Origin of the sequence: Duncaniella muricolitica (assembly GCF_910574735.1) — a bacterium.
Lineage (GTDB): Bacteria > Bacteroidota > Bacteroidia > Bacteroidales > Muribaculaceae > Duncaniella > Duncaniella muricolitica.
In genome coordinates this window covers 1-21,375 of the sequence record NZ_CAJTCF010000054.1, presented here as the reverse complement: position 1 = coordinate 21,375, position 21,375 = coordinate 1, and the positions used below count along the sequence as shown (strand labels likewise).

At 45.4% G+C, this 21,375-nt stretch carries 13 protein-coding genes and 1 pseudogene; 8 read left to right on the top strand and 6 right to left on the bottom strand.

Translation table 11 applies throughout. The features are described from left to right. Window positions 1-30: 30 nt before the first annotated feature. The 6 genes from QGT73_RS11945 to QGT73_RS11920 form a co-directional block, all read right to left on the bottom strand. A complete protein-coding gene (locus tag QGT73_RS11945; RefSeq protein ID WP_280122529.1) occupies window positions 31-777 on the bottom strand; it encodes a formylglycine-generating enzyme family protein in 747 nt (248 codons plus the stop codon). Between the two features lie 10 nt (window positions 778-787). After that, window positions 788-1,615 (bottom strand): GLPGLI family protein, encoded by an 828-nt coding sequence (locus QGT73_RS11940; RefSeq protein WP_280122528.1) that lies wholly within the window; start codon window positions 1,613-1,615, stop codon window positions 788-790. After that, a complete protein-coding gene (locus QGT73_RS11935) occupies window positions 1,612-2,469 on the bottom strand; it encodes a GLPGLI family protein (RefSeq protein ID WP_280122527.1) in 858 nt (285 codons plus the stop codon). The genes QGT73_RS11940 and QGT73_RS11935 overlap by 4 nt, the downstream gene beginning before the upstream one ends. Next, a complete protein-coding gene (locus tag QGT73_RS11930) occupies window positions 2,466-4,994 on the bottom strand; it encodes a carboxypeptidase-like regulatory domain-containing protein (protein WP_280122526.1) in 2,529 nt (842 codons plus the stop codon). Before QGT73_RS11930 ends, QGT73_RS11935 begins: the two co-directional genes overlap by 4 nt. A 63-nt stretch (window positions 4,995-5,057) precedes the next feature. Further along, entirely contained in the window at window positions 5,058-5,504 is a 447-nt protein-coding gene (locus tag QGT73_RS11925; protein ID WP_135993929.1) for a lipocalin-like domain-containing protein, read from the bottom strand. Further along, window positions 5,501-6,223, bottom strand: a complete 723-nt coding sequence (locus tag QGT73_RS11920) for a hypothetical protein (protein WP_280122525.1) — start codon at window positions 6,221-6,223, stop codon at window positions 5,501-5,503. Before QGT73_RS11920 ends, QGT73_RS11925 begins: the two co-directional genes overlap by 4 nt. A 338-nt stretch (window positions 6,224-6,561) precedes the next feature. Between QGT73_RS11920 and QGT73_RS11915 the strand changes: the two genes are divergently transcribed. The 8 genes and pseudogenes from QGT73_RS11915 (at window position 6,562) to QGT73_RS11880 (ending at window position 21,010) form a co-directional block, all read left to right on the top strand. Beyond that, window positions 6,562-8,004, top strand: coding sequence for an RNA-binding domain-containing protein (locus tag QGT73_RS11915; RefSeq protein WP_280122524.1), 1,443 nt, complete (start codon window positions 6,562-6,564; stop codon window positions 8,002-8,004). Window positions 8,005-8,246: 242 nt separating this feature from the next. Further along, window positions 8,247-11,894, top strand: a pseudogene (locus QGT73_RS11910) (helicase-related protein); the annotation flags it as partial. Between the two features lie 159 nt (window positions 11,895-12,053). Then, window positions 12,054-13,817: a hypothetical protein gene (locus QGT73_RS11905; RefSeq protein WP_280122523.1), complete on the top strand. Its 1,764-nt coding sequence runs from the start codon at window positions 12,054-12,056 to the stop codon at window positions 13,815-13,817. 171 nt (window positions 13,818-13,988) lie between these two features. Next, window positions 13,989-14,714 (top strand): hypothetical protein, encoded by a 726-nt coding sequence (locus QGT73_RS11900; RefSeq protein WP_280122522.1) that lies wholly within the window; start codon window positions 13,989-13,991, stop codon window positions 14,712-14,714. After that, complete coding sequence (locus tag QGT73_RS11895; protein ID WP_280122521.1) at window positions 14,711-15,172, top strand: 4-hydroxy-3-methylbut-2-enyl diphosphate reductase; 462 nt, start codon at window positions 14,711-14,713, stop codon at window positions 15,170-15,172. Before QGT73_RS11900 ends, QGT73_RS11895 begins: the two co-directional genes overlap by 4 nt. Window positions 15,173-15,266: 94 nt before the next feature. Further along, a complete protein-coding gene (locus tag QGT73_RS11890) occupies window positions 15,267-17,363 on the top strand; it encodes a TonB-dependent receptor (RefSeq protein ID WP_280122520.1) in 2,097 nt (698 codons plus the stop codon). A 108-nt stretch (window positions 17,364-17,471) separates the two neighbouring features. Then, a complete protein-coding gene (locus QGT73_RS11885) occupies window positions 17,472-19,490 on the top strand; it encodes a TonB-dependent receptor domain-containing protein (protein WP_280122519.1) in 2,019 nt (672 codons plus the stop codon). Between the two features lie 263 nt (window positions 19,491-19,753). Then, entirely contained in the window at window positions 19,754-21,010 is a 1,257-nt protein-coding gene (locus QGT73_RS11880) for a sigma-54-dependent transcriptional regulator (RefSeq protein ID WP_280122518.1), read from the top strand. Window positions 21,011-21,375: the final 365 nt, after the last annotated feature.

Here is a 21,375-nt window from a genome sequence, read left to right as displayed (position 1 = left end):
CAATACATTAGTTTCTTGCTCTAATGAAGATTATTCTGCCAATCTAAAACCTATATATTGAGATTTGAAATTCGGATTGCTTACAAATCGGCATCCCGGTTTGTTATATTCCGGCAGATTGCCAAAACACCCACCGCGTAGTATCTTCCCAGTCTCAGATTTCCTTGCTCCTTTGGGATTCCTCTGCGGCTCCTCAGAGTAATGACCAAACCAGTCCTGAACCCATTCAGTAACATTGCCCCCCAAATCATATATTCCAAGCTCATTTGGATTTAATAAACCGACCTGATGAGTATGCTTATCCGAATTGTGAAAATGCCACGCAGTTTTATCTATTTCATTGTCTCCTATGAAAATGTAACCCTCTGACAGATTCCCACCTTTTGCTGCAAACTCCCATTCGGCTTCCGTCGGCAGACGGTATTTCTTACCTGTCAGCTTGTTCAGTTTCTTTATGAATATCTGCACATCGTGCCATGAGACATTTTCCACAGGCAATTTATCTCCTTTTGAAATGCTCGGATTCTCATCCATAACGGCTTCCCACAATTCTTGTGTCACTTCATATTTGCTGATACGGAAATCGGGCAATGTTACCTCATGTTTAGAGGCCTCATACAGGTGTTCAGCCTCGTCCTCATCAAGCCCCATTGTGAAAGTGCCACCTTCCACATCAACCATTTCAATTCCCGGAATGACTGTCGGCTCTTTTGCGCTGACGGCAATTGAAAAGACTATTGCAAGTGTAGTAGGTATTATCAGAGAAAATAATCTCATAGCACTCAAATTAACGATAATCCGTTTCTATAAAATCTCCGCCCTTTGATTCCTTTGACAAGGTTTCCGGAGAGATTTCCACTTTAATTCCCTTGGCGTTAAGATGCCCCATAGGATTGTCGCGCATGGTTCTCATAGCTCGTAATATTGCCTTTCGGTCTCGTTTTTCATACGTATCAGCTCCGTATATGCCGTTTATTACCTTGTCTGATCTCTCAATCCCATCAGCGACATAACCATACCTACCTTCGCCAGTTCTTGCCTCAAGTATCAGGCCGGGGAGTCCATGGAATTTCCATGGCCCGTCCTGAATCGGTATATCTGGAGTGAACCATGCAGTCCAGTGACGGCCATGATAATCTGTATCGGCCTGTATGCACTCGTAGCCGAGTATTGTTTTCGTGCTGTCGCCGATTTCCCACACCATCTCCGAGTAGGGTTCTGTGTAATAGACAGGCTCGTCAGTCCCTATCACATCATAGACTGTGATGGTAGAATCGGCAGCTGACTTCACGACATATAAAGTCTCCTTTTTACGTGGCATTTTGGTCACGTCTATCGCGCCCTGCGCTATCATGGCCTGCAACGCTGCCTCCTGCGTCTTTTTGAAGTTGGCAAGTCCTTCGGGGGTTGATGTCAGCGAATCTATCTCTTCGGAACGTGGATTAAAAAATTTTGACTGCCCTGCATTTGCAAGAAGATGATATTTGTTGCCTCTTTCCACACCGTTCTCATAGAAAGAGATTTCTGAATAACTGACTTCAATGTCAGCCTTCTGTTGCGCGCTCACGGCTACCGCCACAAAACACACGATGATTGATGTAAGTATCTTTTTCATTTCATTTTGTAGTCAGGTTCGATGTTGTGTTTAAGGCCGTCATATTTAGGGGTCTCGATTTTGTTGCCTTGGTCGTCGGTGGAGTATATTTTCACATTCTGACCTTGGGCATTCATAATGCTCTCTTCATTATTGGCAAAATATTCGGCATTTTTCAGAGCTTCCTTGCGGTCAACCTTCGAATAATCGCCTTGCATATACATAGGTGTCATAATGCGGTAGGTACGTTCAAGTCCCGTAGCTACAAACGAGAAGCCACCATTGGCTTCGGCTTTAAGGATTAGACCGGGCAGTCCGTGAAGTTTCCACGGACCGAATGGCATCGGCAGTTCCGTTGCAAACCATGCTTTCCAATGGCGGCCATGATAATCGCTTTCAGCCATGATACATTCGTAACCGAGGACTGTTGCGGTAGAATCTTCCACTATTGTCCATTGCATTTCGGAAAGCGGCTCGGTGTAATATCCGTTATCTTCACCAAATTTATTGTAATGCGTCAGACAGTCCTGTGCGAGGTCAGTGAAAACATAGCTGTTAGTAGGTTTGGTTGGACCTTTTCTCATGTCAAACGAGACTGAACCGTCAGGCTCGACAGTCATACACGCCTTTTTGATTATCTCCATGTATTGAGCCTTCCCCTCCGGTGTCGATTTCAACGAATCCACCCAAAGGCTTAGGTCGTTGAAATACTTAGCTTCCGTTGTAGAAGCCAAAAGCGACATTTTGCCGGTGTTGATTTTACCGAATTTGTTGGGGAACGATGAATCATAGCTGACAATGATTTCAGCTTTGTTCTGTGCCATTGCAGATATAGCCACTAAGCACATGATGATTGATGTAATTAGTCTGTTCATTTTCTGAGAGATATTGAGATTAACAGCTCGCGGCCTCGGAGCCAGCGTTGGCTCTCGAAGGAGGTGAGCTGATTGTATGTCGTGTAATTGTATGTGCGCTGATTGAAGATGTTGCTCAACGAGGCGGACAGCTCAAGTCGCTTGTTGAGATTGAAGATCACCTTGGTGTCGAGAAGGAACACGTTTTTGAACTGATCAGCAGTCAGTTCGTTGCGGTAGTGTTCGCCGCTTATGTGCCATTCCCATTTGCGGTGGGGCATGATGTTGAGCAGAAGCCCGTTCTCCATATTTCCGAGCCACGAGGCATTTGTGCCGTTCATGGACATACGGCTCGATGCCCACTCGAAACGGTAGTCGAAACTGAACCAGCGCAGCGGCGCTCCGTTGATTTTTGCGCCTACCGACCACGAAGTGCCGACCGAGTTGACATTGGTATTCTCTGAAATCAGATGCGATTCATTGCGGCTGAACGAACCGTTGATGTTTGCGCTACCTCGCATGAAGTCAAGTGTCTTGCCTATGTTGCCGCTTGCCATCAGCATCTGTCCGTCGCTTTCGGCATCGGTGTAGGAATAAACCACATAGTCGCCATAAAGCTGCTGTGCCAAAGTGTAGGGTCTGTGACTCCATGACTGCATCACCATAGCGTTTGCGAATATTCCGCGACGGGTGTGTTTGTAGGATAGTCTGCCGGATACCCGTTGGGAGGACGAATTATAGAAGTCATCGACACCTCGACGGAACGAGCGGTAGTTTGTCATCACATATCCGGGCTGAATCATGTTGAGATCCATCGGCGAACGTCCGGTGCCACCGCTCACGCTCATCTCAAAGCGGTTATTGGGTTTCCAGTTCATGCTCAATGACGGCGAGAAATAAACCTCGCTACGGTTGGCAAGAGCCTTGTCAAAGGTATAATGGGCAAAGCTGACGGGAGCATTTAGAGTGAAGTTGACACGTCTCACCCAATACTCGAATTTCGGGGTAGCATAAACCGTGAAATAGTTTGTGTTCAGCACATTCGTTGTCTCGCCCGGTATTTCCTCCGGCATGTCCGGTAACTCTGACCTCATAGTTCTGACATATCCTTTGACACCTCCTTCAAGACTGATTGTGATACCCTTGACGGAGAAAGCGTATGCGGCACTCTCGTTGGTATAGAAAGCATGGTCTTTGACCTGCTGACGCATAAATCCGTCATTTATCGACACGGAAAGCGTCTGCGGCAGTGACTCCCATTCGTTTTTGCTTATGAAAGTGACGAGGTGTTTACCGTTGAAACGCTTGATGATTTTGAAATCATTGCCGACATAGTAGTCGGGAAGCGATGCCGTCTGGTTGTTGGACAGTGAACCGGTGACGCCCAGGCGCACATCATCCCAGTCGATATTGGTTTTCAGGGTGTTGTTGATGAATGCAGTCTTCTGGTTCAGTTCATAGATAAATTTGCCCGACAGCGAGTGTGAGCGGTCAACGCCGTTGCGGTCTTCAGTAACGACACGGTTGCCGTCGTTGAGAAAGTAGGTCGTTACGTTTGCCGCCTCTGCCGTGATACGGTTGAATGAGTAGTCAATCTGTGTCTTGAACTCTCCGCGTCCTAGTTTCCAAAGGGCATTGGTCGAAACAAGTGCCGAGCGATTGAACAGTGTGCGTTTACGGCTGAGATTAGGTACTCCGGGGAGCGACACACCGACATATCGGCTCAGGTCAGTTCCACGGCGGGAAGCGAAAAAGTCCGTGGCCTGTGCCGACAGGTCTTCGCCGATGTTGTTGGTCTTGAATGTGGTTATGTTCTGAAAATTTGGCATCACCGCCATAGCGAACAGTTCACCATCCCATATCGCACCGTCGGGCTGCCATGAGTAGCCGCCTCCGGCATCGCCGTGGAAACTCCACGTTGCCTTTGCCTTGTTTTTCAGTTTGAGGTTGATAGCCGCCTTGTCGGAGAATGATATTCCCGACAGCACCTGCATCGGCTGGTGGTTCTCCATAACCTCGACCGCGCCAACATCCTCATGGCTGATGCCGTTGGTTGCAATGCCGTATTTGCCGCCGAGGAGGTCGGAGCCTTCGATATAAAATTTGTTGATGTCCTCTCCCTGGTACTGTATCTTGCCGGATTGCTCCACGTTGATTCCCGGCATACGTTTGAGCACATCACCGATTGAGCGGTCCTGCTGCTGGGCGAAGCTTCCTACATTATATGTGATAGTATCACCCTGCTCACGTATGCGGTCAGCCTTGACCGTAACCTCTTTAAGCAGTGTAGTTCCCGGTTCAAGCTGAACGGTTATCGGAAAAGAAACGCTATCGAGCGGTATCGATTGCTTGGCGAAGCTCATCATCGACACCTCCAACCGACAACCTGCCACTGACGGCAGCGACATGGCGAAACCGCCGTCGCCTTTCGACGTGGCGTATTTCTTTATCTTGCCGTCCGCACCCTTGACAATCACCGAAGCCCCGGTCAGCGGTTCGTTGCTCTCCTTGTCAACAACCTTGCCCGACACATTGACCTGCGCCACGGCTATTGCTGTAACAAATAGACAAAGTAGATATGTTATGAATCGAGACAATTTAAACTAACGTTACCTTAGAGGTGTGAATCGACAAACAATTTTATCGGTATTTGGATAAAGCACCGGGTCTTGAAAAGCACTTGTTACGGATAATTCCGAGGGTGTGAGCTTGTCTATTAGCCAAAACTGTTCTGACTTGTCAATATATATGACAGTGAAATTATCAGTAGTGAAAGTCCAACGGAAGTAAACCGGATCGCCCTTGATTGTCTCGTCGTTCCAATTTGCCCATTTATATGAGCCGGTACCGTTGACGTTGAACTTATAGATCCGGCCTTCCTCTCTATACTCAGTTGGCTCGAAATCAGGTCGATATTCGTATGTCTGTTTCCACTCTACGCCGGTAAGGAGATTGATTATCTCTTTCTGGTCAGCGTCATAATAACCTGTGCGTTCCTCACACGAGGCAAGAAGCACACAGGATAATATGATTATGAGAAGCTGTATATGTTTCATTCGGATATTCCTATTGTCACAGTGCCGTTTCCAATTAGGGACTTGCCCTGAATGTTAAGATATTCACCATCTGCCTCCGGCAATTCCATAGAATAATTGTATGGCAGTGTATTCATACCTAATCCGACTATAAGGATTGTACCCTTGTTAGCTTTGTCAGATGTCACAAAAGAGATTTGTGATACATAAAACGTGGATGTATTACCGGAACTTACAGTAAGTCGTTTGTCATTTTCCATAGAGAAAAAGCCAGTTCGGCAAATATCATCGCCTGACACCGACAGCCGGGCCACTGTTTTTCCGCCCATCTTATCTGACTGAACTTTTGACAGACGCATTGTCCCTCCGCCATTGTTCCGTACCAATCCCGATGTCCGGATTGTGTATATCACACTGACATTCTCGGCATTTCTATATGCTTCTATAAGATTGTTCGCCTGCTCCATTTCGCGCTCAAACCGAATCCGGTTTATGGAGCTGACCTCTAGCAGTTGTTCCCGTGAGCGGTTGACAACGTAGTCGGTTGCCGTAACCTTCCTGTCAGGATTGATGGAGAATAGCCCTGTGCTACTGTTCACCTCGACAAACTGCGAAAGGACTTCGACATCCGTCTCATAAGCCCTTATCGGGGTTGGTTCGTTGAAAACTGTGTTGTCATCACTGCACGCCGTTATCAAGAGGGCTGTGCCAATCAAGGAGGTAAGAATCAGTTTATTCATAACCTATAGCCAATTATTCCACTGACTCGGTGGAGAGATTAATTAAAGAAAACGTGAGCCAACTATGCCACGTCTTAGTTTGTAGGTCGTAGGAAACCTTTGATGCAGATGTAACAATAGTGACCCACGCTATATGCGTGAGAACCACTATGCTATCCCTTGCATCGGTTTCTGAATTTCCTACGTTCACAAACTACAAGATAAGCATAACGCTTCTTATTTTTCCAAAATGTCGTGGAAAGGCGATGCCATTCCGACTGCAAATTTAGCCAAAATATCTGAATCCTAAGCTATAATCGCCGAAAAATTAGTAACTTTGCAGTCTAATACGCGCAAAAATGACAAAAGAAGAACTGCTCGCAAGGCTCAATGATATAGAATGGGACGACTTTGAGGTCAAAGAGGCTTCGGGCGGTCTTCCCAAATCCATGTGGGAGACGGTCAGTGCTTTCTCCAACACTGAGGGCGGTTGGATAATACTTGGGATTAAAGAGAAGAAGACCGCAGATGGCTCCGTTTACGTTGTCAACGGGGTGCCGAATCCTGAACAGATGGAGCAGGATATAATCACCACATTACGTTCCCGCACAAAATTCAATGCCCCCGTCTCATGTAAAGCCATGAGATATAAGATTAACGGTAAGGATATTCTTGCTTTTGAGATACCTTTGTCGCCACACCGGCCTGTTGCAATTAAAAGTAGTGGAGAGGTGTATGTCAGAACAGGTAGCGGCGATACCCTCGCCACTGATCTGGAAGTCGATGCGATTGTGAGAGACGCATCTTTCGGAGCAAAATCAGAAATGGAAGTCCCCGGTTCAAGTTTCAATGACATCAATCTTGACTCTATTGCGTCCTATCGCAGCTATCTCCGTGATTTCAATCGTCCCTTATCGTACCCCACACTGGATGATGAAGAATTTTGCAGAAAACTGAACATCGTTCTTTCAGCGGGCAAACTGTCGTATGGCAGTCTCCTGATGTTTGGCAAACGGGAATCCGTACTCGGTGCATTACCCAACTTTTGGATAGACTATATGGAGATACCGGGTGATTCTTACGCCACAGCCTCACAGCGATATACCTACCGTATGCCGGAGCAGGAAAATATATGGGAGAGTTTTCAGCTTATAATGCACCGTCTGCGCAATTTTGTAGATGCCCCTTATGTGGAAGGACCCGACATATTCGGTGTAGAAGACAACTCACAACTGTTCTGCTTGCGTGAAGGATTGGTTAATTTTTGCGCTCATTCAGATTATTTTGCTTCAGCACATCCCACGATAAGGGTATTCGATGACAGAATTGTGATGCAGAATCCGGGACGGTTCATTCTTGATGCCGACGAGTTCCGGAGCCGTGTCCTATCTATGCCGCGTAATCCGAGTGTAATCAGACTATTCCGTCATCCGAAACTATCTGAAAATGCCGGATATGGCATTGACAAAATATTAGGTTGGGAAAAATTGACTGGGAAAACTGTCACATTTGAGAGTGATATGCTGATCTCAACAGTCACTTATCCATTGTCATCGACTAAGGATTCTCGCGACGCTGGCGAGAATAATGTAGAGAATGGCGAGATTGAAAAGCAGTCCACCAAAGAAAGGCTGATTGCTTTGATTAAGGAGAATCCCCGAATAACAAGAGCATCTTTATCCGAGCAACTTGGAATCTCTTCATCAAATGTGCAATTCCATATAGAAAGACTGAAATCGGAAGGGATTATCCAGCGTGTTGGTTCTCCCAGAAACGGACATTGGGAATTCCCTTCTGAATAGGTCAGAAAGTAGGTCAGAAAATAGGTCAGAAAGTAGGTCAGAAAGTAGGTCAGAAAACCGACATACCGGGAAAATTGCTGTCAGAAAAATAGAACAAAGTCGAATTAAAAATTCCTAACGAACATATAAAATCCTTAAATCGCCTCTATTCTTCTTCTCCATTTTACCCACATAGTACACTATTAGTACACGCTACGTGGTGTTATATCCTTATATACTAACGATATATGAGGGTATAATAACTCCTAAATATGGATGCCAACGGCAGGGACGCATTGGCACTGGAGCGGGGCGAGAACGGTCGGTTTGTCAAGGCTGATATTTTCGACCATCCGGTCTCATTCGCCGTTGACGAGGTTTCTTCGGTTGATACCCCGCTGGAGGCACTGACCGCATCGCTCAATAAATACGGTGTTGTCAACCTCGAATATATGTCATCGCTTGTGGATATGGATGAGGATTCATTGGTAGATAACCTTGAAGGTCACATATATTATAATCCGCTTGTCAGCAGCTATGAGGTCAAAGACCGTTTCATTGCCGGAAATGTAGTGGCAAAAGCCGATAATGTCAGGGCATGGATTGACCATGAGGAAGAACGGATAAAGGACTTCCCCGGATATGATGGTGTAGAGCCATTTATTGCCTTGTCGAAAGATTCCCTCAAAGCGTTGGAGGAGGCGCGGCCCCGCCGCATCGAGTTCGATGAACTTGACTTCAACTTCGGCGAGCGATGGATACCGACAGGCATATACTCCGCCTATATGTCGTACCTCTACCATACCGATGTTAAGATTGCATATTCTGCCTCTATGGATGAATACTCGGCAGAGGCGAGTCGCAAGAATGTGACCATCTGGGAGGAATTCTGCGTAAGGGGTCACTATCGCACCTACGACGGCATGAACCTGTTGAAACACGCTCTACACAATACTGTCCCCGACATAAAGAAATCAATCGGCAAGGACGAGAACGGCAACGACATCAAGGTCCCCGACAGCGAGGCTATCCAACTAGCCAATACAAAGATTGAGGAGATACGTAACGGATTTGGCGAATGGCTTGAAGCACAGTCGCCTGAGTTCAAGAATCGTCTTGTTGATTTGTATAATGACAAGTTCAACTGCTTTGTGCGTCCCCGCTACGATGGCTCACACCAGACATTCCCGGATTTGAACATGAAACTTCTCGGTGACCGTTATGGAATCAGCTCGATTTATCAGTCGCAGAAGGACTGTATATGGATGCTTAAACAGAATGGAGGTGGAGTGTGTGACTTCGAGGTGGGCTGTGGTAAAACGTTGATAATGTGTATTGCAGCGCATGAGATGAAGCGTCTTGGACTGGCACACAAGCCTATGATTATCGGGCTGAAAGCCAATGTCGCCGAGATTGCCATGACGTACCAGACGGCATATCCCAATGCCCGGATACTGTTTGCCGATGAAAAGAGTTTCAAGGCTGACAACCGCGTCAACTTCTTCAACCGGATCAAGAACAACGACTACGACTGCGTGATAATGTCGCACGACCAGTTCGGCAAGATACCGCAGTCGCCGGAGATGCAGCAGCAAATCCTTCAGGCTGAACTTGACACTGTTGAAGAAAACCTCGAAGTGCTGAAACAGCAGGGCCACGATGTTAGTCGTGGTATGCTCAAAGGCTTAATCAAGCGTAAGGAGAACCTCACCGCCAAGATTGTGACCATTCAGTATCAGATGGAGCAGAACAAGGATGCAGTCGTTGACTTCAAGCAGATGGGTATCGACCATATATTCGTTGACGAGTCGCATCAGTTCAAGAACCTGATGTTCAACACCCGACACGACCGTGTGGCGGGATTGGGCAACTCGGAAGGCTCACAACGTGCGCTGAATCTTCTCTACGCCATACGCACCATTCAGGAGCGGACTGGCAAAGACCTCGGTGCTACTTTTCTCAGCGGTACGACAATCAGCAACTCGCTTACCGAATTGTATCTGCTGTTCAAGTATCTGCGTCCGAAAGAACTTGAAAGGCAGGATATACGGTGCATAGACGCTTGGCTGGCGATTTTCGCAAAGAAAACAACAGATTTCGAGTTTAATGTCACCAATAGAATTGTGCAGAAAGAGCGTTTCCGTTACTTTATCAAAGTACCGGAGCTTGCGGCATTCTACAACGAGATAACGGATTACCGCACGGCGGAGGACGTAGGCGTTGACCGTCCTGCAAAGAACGAGATACTGCATAACATTCCTCCCACACCGCAGCAGGAGGACTTCATCGGGAAGCTGATGAAATTTGCCGAGAGTGGCGATGCTACTATACTCGGCAGAGCACCACTTTCTGAAACCGAGGAAAAGGCGAAGATGCTTATCGCCACGGACTATGCCCGAAAAATGGCTCTTGACATGAGGCTTATTTCTGCGGCATACGATGACAATCCCGACAACAAAGCCTCGCACTGCGCCCGTATGATTGCCGAATATTACCGCAAATACGATGAGCAGCGGGGCACTCAGTTCGTGTTCAGCGATCTCAGCACCTACAAGCCCGGCGAGTGGAACATCTATTCCGAAATCAAACGCAAACTGATTGAGGATTACGGTATTCCGGCGCATGAGATACGTTTCATTCAGGAGTGCAAGACAGAGAGGTCGAGAAAGGCTGTGATTGAGGCGATGAACAGCGGCGACGTGCGCGTGCTTTTCGGTTCGACGAGTATGCTCGGCACGGGAGTTAACGCCCAGCGCAGGGCTGTCGCCGTCCATGAACTGGAATGCCCGTGGCGTCCCAGCGACTTGGAACAACGCGAGGGACGTGCAATCCGTGCCGGCAACGAGATTGCCAAACTCTATGCCGACAATAAGGTGGATGTCATCATCTATGCCGTGGAGAAATCGCTGGACTCCTACAAGTTCAACCTTCTCCACTGCAAAGCGACATTCATCAGCCAGCTCAAGCGTGGCGCGCTCGGAGCGAGAACAATCGACGAGGGCGCGATGGACGAACAGAACGGCATGAACTTCTCGGAGTATATGGCTATTCTCAGCGGTAACACCGACCTTCTCGAAAAAGCGAAACTTGAAAAGCGGATAGCCTCGCTGGAGAGTGAGCGCAAATCATTCGGCAAGGGGCGCGCTGATTCCGAGTCAAAGTTGCAGATGATTACCCACGACATAGCCAACAACGAGGCTATCATAGCTCAGATGAAAGCAGACTATACCCGCTATGAGGAAGTGGTACAGCGTGACAAGGACGGCAACCCGATAAACAACCTCACCATCGACACCTGTCAGCTTACCGACGAGAAGAACATGGGTATCCACCTGCAAGGGTTGGCGATAAACACCAACACCAACCGCCGTTACCAGCGTATCGGAGAAATTTACGGATTCCCGATTTCCATCATATCCGAACCGACGGTGGTTGACGGTCACGAGAGTGTGCAGAACCGTTTTGTAGTCGAAGGCAACCTGAAATACAAGTACAACAACGGCATAATAGCGATGAGCAACACCCATGCCGCCTGCATGAACTTCGTCAACGCACTGGAGAAGATACCCGGCATCATCGCCCAGTATGAGGAACGAACCGCCAGACTCAAAGCTGACGTTCCCCAGCTCGAAGCAATCATCGCCAAGACATGGGGCAAGGAGGACGAATTGAAGCAGCTCAAATCAGAACTTGCCGCCCTCGACCGAAAGATCACCGCCGAACTGGCACCGAAAAGGGACGAACGGGACGGCGTTGAGAATAAACCGGCTTCAACCGTTGAAGTCAATGCCACCAAGGTGGATGCTCCTTCAACATCTGACGACCAGAAAAAGTCGATGGTTGCAGAACCAGCTATCCGCTATCAATCTCCGTCTTTTCATCGACCGTTATCCCGTCCACCGGGTCTATAATACAGCGGCAAGTATCATGGTGTGTATCCATATACTTGCCGCTGTTTTTACATATGTTTTTGTCAAAACATGCTAAATCATAAGCGTGCATAGCCCTTATGTCGAGAATTTTAGCTAACTTTGTAATTAAGTAGGCTCTATTCCGGTCTATTTCTGTAAATGGAAAAACGACAAAACTCATATATAATTCATTGGATTCTGATGCTTGTTACAGTGGTTGTGACAAGCATAATCGTTTCATGCTCCGGCAATCCGGCAGTTGACCAGCAACTTGCTGTTGCCGAAAATATGATGGCAGAACGTCCTGATTCTGCGTTATCTGTTCTCAATGGGATTGATACAGAACTGGTCACCTCCGAAGCAGAGAAAGCCCGATATGCACTGCTCATGTCGCAGGCTCTTGACAAGAACTATATTGACACGACCACCTTTGACGTCCTCCAGCCGGCAATCGACTATTATATCGACAAGGACAAAGGCACACCTGATGAGAAGTTAAAGACACTCTACTATCAAGGGCGTATATACCAGAACATACCTGACTTTGATATGGCAATGCAGACATTTCTGAAAGCAAATGATTTCAAAAATGAATGTAGAGATTCGCTCACTTATGCCCACATGCTTGTAGCTCAAAGTATATTGTATTTTTTTTCATATCAGATTGAGGATTATGTTTCCAGCAGCCTGAAGGCGGCTGAATTATACGACAAACTGAATAATGACAGATATCAGCAATCAAGTCTTATAAAAGCATTGAATGGAAGTATTGCATTAGGCAATCGACAACTATCCGACAGCATCATGCCTTTGGTAGATTCTCTTGCTCAATATGTGCCGGACTATCAGGAAGAAAGATTATTGGTTCAACAGACGTATCTAATCAGTTTTGAGTCAGACTCTGCCATAAAATCATTATTGGATACTGTTTCGGATTATTCTATGATGAATGATGAATCCAGACTTAATATAGCTAATGGATACCTTATACTGAATCAAGCCAAGAAGGCGGAATATATATTGAATTTGATTGATTCATGTGGTGAAGTCGGCAGATCGTCCAAATATCTTCGGCTCAAAGCTAAAACATTGGAAGCCAATGATAAATACAAAGAGGCGTTAGCCTCCTATAAAACATATTATGATGCTGTAGAAAGAGAAAATTCCAAGATATATTATCAGAAAACTACGGTTGCAGAGGAGCGTCATGACTTGGAATTGAGGAATATTCGGAAAATCCAACATAAGGATAGAATAATATGGCTGAGCGTATGCTCATTGCTCATACTGCTGATAGTTGTCGGAGTGATATATTATTTCTATCGTATGGGACGGATGAAACGGGCAGTCACTGAAAACGAGAAGGCCCGTCTGCAACTTGAAAACGACGCACTTCTGAGGCAGAATGAGGTTTTGGAGTTGGAAAAACATACGGCAGAACTCGCCGCCGAGAATATGAGGTTGCGGATTTCACAGCTCGAAACAGAAAACGAGCAGCTAAAAGATTTATCCGATAAAGAAGATCTGCCCGATGATGTCAGAAAGGTAATAAAGGAGCGTGTGGAAATGCTTAATAGACTTTTCGCTGCGCGGATATTGGATAAAGATACCAATGTCAACGCGTATGATGAGTGGCTCCGACAGGAGATAAGTGACAAGGAGCGGTTTATGAACTCAAACCGTCTTGCTTTTAAGGCATCGCACCCCATGTTCATAAAGTATCTTGAGGAACACGGCTTGACCGAATATGAGATAAACTATCTTTGTCTGTATGCAATCGGTCTGAAAGGGAAAGATGTCGGCAGCTATATGCAGCTACGCCGCCACTACAACATCAGCAGCGAAATAAGGAGCAAACTCGGTATTGACGAACACGAAACCAATATCGGCATATATATCCGGAAACTCCTGAAAAGCCTCTGATCCCTCAGTTTTGTTCCTCCCGTTAAACTTTCGGGGCGGCTGCGCCAAAATCGCCATATCTGCAACCTTTAATTACCTAATACATAGAAAAATAAAAATTGTCGCCGTTAAACTTTTTGTCTTGCATGGAAACTTTGTGCTTACTAATTTTGCTCAAATTATTGAGCGATTATGAAGTATATAAGCATCAAAGTAATATTAGGGACAGCCGCACTCCTTGTCGGATGCAGCGAAAGCAACACTGTGTTCAATGAGCCGGAAGCCATTAGAGCATACGAAACTGACGCGCAGATAATGGCCCGGTTTGTAGAGGTTGACCGGACTACGGGAACTTTCGTCCTTAATCCTGATAAAAAGGTTACAGCCTCGGATTATCTGCTCAATAGCGGCAGAGAGGAACTTATGACTGTCAGCCAGATTAACAGAAACCGTTTCATCAATGAGATGAAGGCTGTAAACAGACAACTGTCAGCAGTGAAACGCTCCGGCGGGGTGAGTGCATTTGTCTATTCTACGCTGACTTCAAATGTCGTAATAGACGGTGACGACAACGATTCATTTTATATCTCAAAACTAAACGAGGATTACTATTCTCATGGTCGAGTTGCTTCCTTGTCCTTAGAGGAAGGCAAAAGCCGGAGTGTGAGCTTCTTCGCTCAGTCAGATATGGTAATGACCGTTAATATCGGCAACTGCTCAACATTCTATTGCGCACAGGTGTCGCTGGGGAATCAGAGCAATAGCGATTCCAAGATTGTCTTTATTTCAGGAGTCAAGTCTTTTATTTCTACTCATAACTATCGGCTTGTCGCACCGTCAATCCTTGACGATAATAAGACTTTAAGCGGAATAACCTTAATCGGTGGCGACAACGTAACCGTTTCTATCGCAAGATGAAGTATTTGAACTACCTGATATTAACTTTGGTTGCGTTCGTTCTCGTTTCATGTGAGGAACGTACCGGCTATTATGACAGTGAACAGCAGGAAATAATTGCGAAACTGACTGCAAGGGAGTGGAAGCTGGTCTATGAGCATACACCTGACTTTGAACCGAATGAATTTCAGGAAGAAGGATGGGTATATAAATTTAACACCAACGGCACCGGCTCATACAAGTGGGTAAAATGGGAAGATGGAAGTATCAGCGGAGAACCGGTTTATTTTCGTTGGACTTTCACCACTGATAATTTTGCTGTGATATACATTGACAAATCCGAGCGTTTCTGGTTGATTGACAAGCTGACTGCAAAAGATTTGTGGATATATAATTCATATCAAGATCCGGTGTTGTACCCTAACAGTGATAAAGTGTTCTGGAAATTTGTAGCAAAAATAAATACAGAGCAGGACTAAAATCCAGTTTTCCACAAATGCAAACACAAGTATGCAGACTGTTTCATTACAACTCCAATAATTTGCTAACATGATTACAATCACATATTCTACAATGAGAGGAACAATCCTTTTCATAGCTTTGGCTTCATCCATATTTGCATTTGGTCAAACTGAAAAAAAAGACTCAATCGAAGCAAAAGAGCTTAACGAGGTCATTGTTGAAGCACAGATGCAACGGACCGGAACATCTACTTCAACATATATTCCAAATGGAAAGCAAAAATCATCTGCACAAAATGCGATTGATCTTCTGTGTCAGCTTGCGATTCCACAAATCAATATCAATCTTGTGGACAATGCTGTTACAACCTCAAGCGGACAGAATGTTGCAGTCTATATAAACTATATACCCGCATCGGCAGAAGAAATAGAGGGTATCCGAACTGCTGATGTGCGCCGTGTGGAGTATCTTGATTTTCCAACCGACCCACGTTTTCAAGGCAACGAGCATGTTGTCAACTTTATAATGCAGAAATATGAATATGGAGGCTATACTAAAGCGACAGTAGGCGAAAATTTCCTCGTCGGAAAGCTGTCAAGCAGAGCCTCTGTATATTCCAAATTCGCATACAAAAGAATGACTTACGACTTATATGCCGGTGCGTCCAACCATGATATAAAACACTCCGGAACGTCAATCATCGGAGACTATACTCTTGAAAACAACCATGGAGAGCCTTATTATATAACACGTAACGAAATATTCGATTATTCTCACTTCAAGTATAATCAGTACCCTGTAACATTCAGGGCTATCTATGATTCCGATAAAGTGCAGATTGCAAATACAATCGGTTTTAATTTTGACCAGTCACCGATAGCCGAAACCACAGGCAATTTGTCGTATGAACCGGAACAGTACGGTAAGTATTCATATGAACGAAACGAGCCGTATACGAGCCGTTATCTTGTATGGTCAGGCAATTATTATTTCATTTTGCCGCGTAATTTTCATTTAAGCATATCTCCGGGAATAAATTACGGACATACGGATTATTCTTATCGTTATAAGACCTCTGCTGATAACGATGGCATTATGAATGAATCCGAGGAAAGCGTCTGGCAATTAAGAGGAAGTGCTACTCTATACAAGGGGATCACCGACCGGCAAAATGCCTTTTTACGGGCATGGTGTGGCTCGACATCAAATGATGTAAGCTATTTCGGTACTTCACCATATAAAAATGATTTTTCAGACACTTATGCCGGTGCTGCACTCGGTTACAATTTTTCCAATAACATATGGAATGTGAGTACTGATGTTGCACTACAATGGGAGAGAAACAGGATCAACGACCAGTCCATTTCTGAGGTATATCCGCTCATAAATCTGTCAGCCGGATTTTCTCCATCCCAAAAGCATTCTTTCAGAGCATATTTTCACTTCGGGGCAAACTATCCCGGTGCCAGTGAAAAAACGCCCAATATTCTTCAGCAAAACGAACTGTTGTATTATACAGGAAATCCTGATCTCGGGCTGTCACGACAGATTACGTTGAATTTGTCTTATAACTGGATGCCGTCTAATAAATTCTCAGCTTCGGCTTTTGCCCAATACTTCGGAGAATATAATCTGTTTGTACCTGTTTACAAACCTTACAATAATGGAGCGGCTATACTGCGAGGTTTTGAAACTGACGGTGACTATAACCGTACTCAAATCGGCCTGTCATTCAATTACAAGTTGTTTAACGGCAATCTACAGCTTGCGGCCTCTCCGTCTGTGTCATTCTATCGCATGACCGGATTGTTCGACATAACACGTACTCCATTTACTTGTAACGCTTCTGCGACATATTATCTTGGGAATTTCTATTTTCAGGCTTCATATCAAACAAGAAATCTTACGGTTCAAGGCAATCGTGGTGTAGTCTATAAAGATCGTGACTTCTATCAGATTCTCGCGGGGTGGAGTCGTTCAAACTGGAATATACGTGTCAGCGCAATGAATCTATTTCGCAATGACTGGCTATGTGCCACCAATACATTATCAACTCCGTTATATTCAGAAACACGATTTGTCGATGGGAACAGCTTTCATCGTCGTTTGAGCGTATCGGTGACCTATACATTCGGTTACGGCAAGAAAGTACAACGTGGTAACGAAGTTGGAGAACAGTCTGGCGCATCCTCGGCAATTATGAAATAAATATCCCTAATTTAATATCTTTATAACAGTAACTCCATGAGATATAGATTATTATTTATCACTATCCTGAATCTGTCAGTGTGGTTTAATGTGTATTCGCAAGAAACTATGCAGATTGATTCACTGATTAGGGAGCTGCAAGAGATTGTTGTTACCGCCAAACAACCCGCCACAAAACTTGTCGGTAGCTCACTCGTTTCTACTGTCGCAGGGTCAAACTTGCAAAATGCAGGAAATGCACTTGATGTACTGCAACAGCTTCCACTAATATCTGTGGACGACAACGCGGTATCAGTAACCGGCAAAGGTTCGCCAGCCATCTACATCGACGGAAGACCTATGCGCGATGATGCAGAACTGCGTCAGCTTCAATCCTCCAACATAAAAAGTGTTGAGCTGGTACTGGCTCCGGGCGCACAGTACGCAAGTACGACTAATGCTGTGCTTAAAATCACAACCCGTAAAAACTTTGTGCATGGCCTCAGTATAAGCAATGAAGTGGAGACTCGTGTAAGACGTAAGTGGTCGGTGAACGATATGCTTGATTTCAGCTATCATACCGGTAAGTGGGAGCTGTTTGGTACCGGATATTATGACCATGACAACAGTGTAATCAAGGGTTCAACACTCAATACTCTTACATTTGAAGGCAAACCGACAAAAGTAGGCACGACTTTTCATAGTACATATCCTGAAAATAGTGCATTAGGTAAGTTGGGATTCAATTTCTCGGAAGGAGTCCAGTCATTTGGCGCATACTATCGGTTTATGTATTCTCATACCGATCCACTTAATGATGGTACGGAATGGATTAACACTGAGAAACCTCTATATCGCAAAATATCAGGAGAAGATGATACAAGGAATCATCTGGTATCTCTGTACTATGATAATACTCTTGGCGATAAATACCATCTTCACTTTGACGGTAATTTCAGGGGGGCTAACAATGACAAACACAGCAATACAAGTTACAACAATGAGACTTTACAAGCAGTAAACTCCACACAAAACCAGAACAGTTCACTTTGGGCTGGAAAACTTTATCTCGACTTTCCTCTTGCTGGAGGTGATTTCACCGTCGGTACACAGGATTCCTATACCCGTACAAAACTTGATTACCGAATGCTCAATACCTCAGTCGGAACATATATTCCGTCTTCTCTGACTGATGCCAAACAGACTTCATTAGCGGCTTTCGCATCGTGGGCAAGACAGTTTGGAAATTTCAGTCTGTCAGCAGGCTTGAGGTATGAATACGTTGATTATCTATTCACTGTTGACGGAAAGAAAGATACAGATGTAAGTCGCACGGATCATTTTCTCACTCCTGATATATCTCTTGGCTATTTCTTCAATGAAACCTCTATGGTAAACCTAAGTTATAGAATGGCAACTATCAAACCGCCGTATTCACAACTGACAGGAGGACTGACTTATGCTGGAGAACATGAGATTGAGGGCGGTAATCCTACGCTACGCGATGAAAAGATGCACAATCTGCAACTGTTCGGACAATGGAATGACTTTATGTTGCAGGTGGATTATATCCGGAGTCTTTACACATACGCTTTTGTAAAAGAGATTTATCCAGCGTCATCATTGCAGATGCTGCTCCATCCGGTAAATGTCAACGTATCCGAATTAAGCACATATCTAATCTGGAGCCGCCCGATACGCCGTTGGATTCCTGAAGTTACTCTCGGCATGTCAAAACCATGGATGAAACTTGGCAATGACAGCTACGACTGCTACGACAAGCCGATATTTTCATACAGTGTTCAGAACTCAATTACGTTACCAAAAGGTTTTTATATCTCCGCTAATATGCGGGGACAAAGTAGCGGAGATATGCACACCAATCGTTTTGCGGCCTCATGGTTTGTAATGGATATGAGCGTGCGCAAGACATTCTTCGACAAGGCACTTGCCATTAAGCTGACAGCAACCGATATATTCAATACCCGCAACAACGACTGGAGTATGAATACATACGGCATTCTTATGAACAAATACCAGAGCTATGACCGACGCGGAATAACTCTAAGCGTTCAGTACCAATTCCAACCCAAGAAAAGCAAATACAAGGGCAAGGCAGCATCAGAGGCTGAAATGAACCGACTGTAAATCAATGAACACATAATATTCAATCTCGAGTACTATTTCGGAAGAAGGAATATAACTTTGGCTAATGGTCATAAATTCTATGCACCCAAGAAAGAATTAAGCCAAAGTGTATTTCTTTCATTGGATCATTGTTCTAAACACCCTGAAATCCAATTAGTTCCAATGACAATATAATAACAGCTTTATCATACAAACAGTCAAGTCCTCGGCAGCGATGTCGGGGACTATTAATTAATAAATATCAATGTTAAATTAATTTTACGATGAACAAGGTTCTCATTGTAGATGCCTCCGAATCAGACCGTCGGCTTATGTCGGGCTTGCTTGTCAAGCACGGATATGAGCCGATTGCTGTCGATACGATGGAGGCAGCAAAAGACGAGGTGGCAAAACTGCCACCCGGCGCAGTGATTGTCACGGCGATGAAATTCGCCCGTGGCACAGCGCAGGAGTTAATCAACTGGCTGAAGACTGAGGGATACAAATTCCCTGTCATCGCCATAGTGGACAACCTGAACAAACCGGATGCGATTGAGGTCTTGCAGGATCATGGCGCGGTGAATGTAGTGCAGCGTCTTGGTGTTGACAAGCAGTTGCCGGAGGTAATCAGAAGGTACATCCGCAGTGTGCCGTCCTCAATGCAGTATGAGGTGGAGCTGATTCCCCGACCGAGTGGCGAGTTTGACAAAATCAGAAAGAAGATCGACTGCATTTCTCCGGCCAACGCCAACGTTGTTATCATCGGAGAAAGCGGTATGGGCAAGGAACAGATGGCGAAAACAATCTATCTGCAAAGTTCGCGGACTGACAAACCGCTCCGAGTAATCGAGGCAGGAGGAGCGGCTCTTGTGGGGATGCACGACCCGGCATCAGGACGGAGTGAAGTGTACAACCGTATCCGAGGATACTTCAAGGAAGCTGCGGGCGGAACCATTCTGATAAAGAATATCCACCTGCTGGATTTCGACAAACAGTCGGTGCTGCTACATATCCTTTCGGAAGACCATCCTGATGTGAGGGTGTTATGCACCGCCGAACCTGACTTGCAGGAGATGGTCAGCGACAGATCGTTTCGTCCGACGCTGTTCTATCTGCTTAGACAGGTGGATATAACCGTTTTGCCGCTGAGAGATGTGAGGGAGGATATTCAGCCGATAGCCGAATACTTACTTTCCAAACGTGCGAAAGAGAAAGGCGAACCGACAAAACGGCTCGATGCTTCTGCAATCAAAGCACTCACCCTTCACGACTGGCCCGGAAATATCAGGGAGCTAAAAGATGTCGTATTGTTTGCCGCCTATAAAGTGGCAGGGAAAGTCATCACAGCGTCCGATCTGCCTATAAGCAGGTCTTCGCCTGAAATCAGAAACAGTCTGCGCCTACGAGATCCGAAGACTGAAAAAGAGAGGATTTCAGAGGCATTAGCCCAGACCAAAGGCAATATAACCCATGCCGCCAAGCTGTTAGGCATCGGCAGAACAACCTTGCTTTACAAGTTGAAACAGCATGGATTGAAATAATCAGGTATGTGAATGCCTGTTAATTCGCCTAAAATTAGTAACTTTGTAGCGAATTTAGGACCAAGCCGAAGTTACGGTGCATCACAGATCAATACCCGCCCCAATTCTGCCTGACATACACGTCCCCAGGCATCCCATGTATACCACTCTATATCCCGCAAGGGCGTCCGTAGGACGCAGATTATATAGTAACCGGGTTCACCGAAGCGCAGCGGAGGTGTGCCCGGAGTGGCACGATATAAAGAAATGAGGTTGTTGCAGAACTATTTCTCAAAAAAAATAGCAAAAGCCTCAACTTTCACAAGCTGAGGCTTTTTTATGTCCATAAAGTTTTGTAACTTTATGGTATTCAAAACTATTGAATA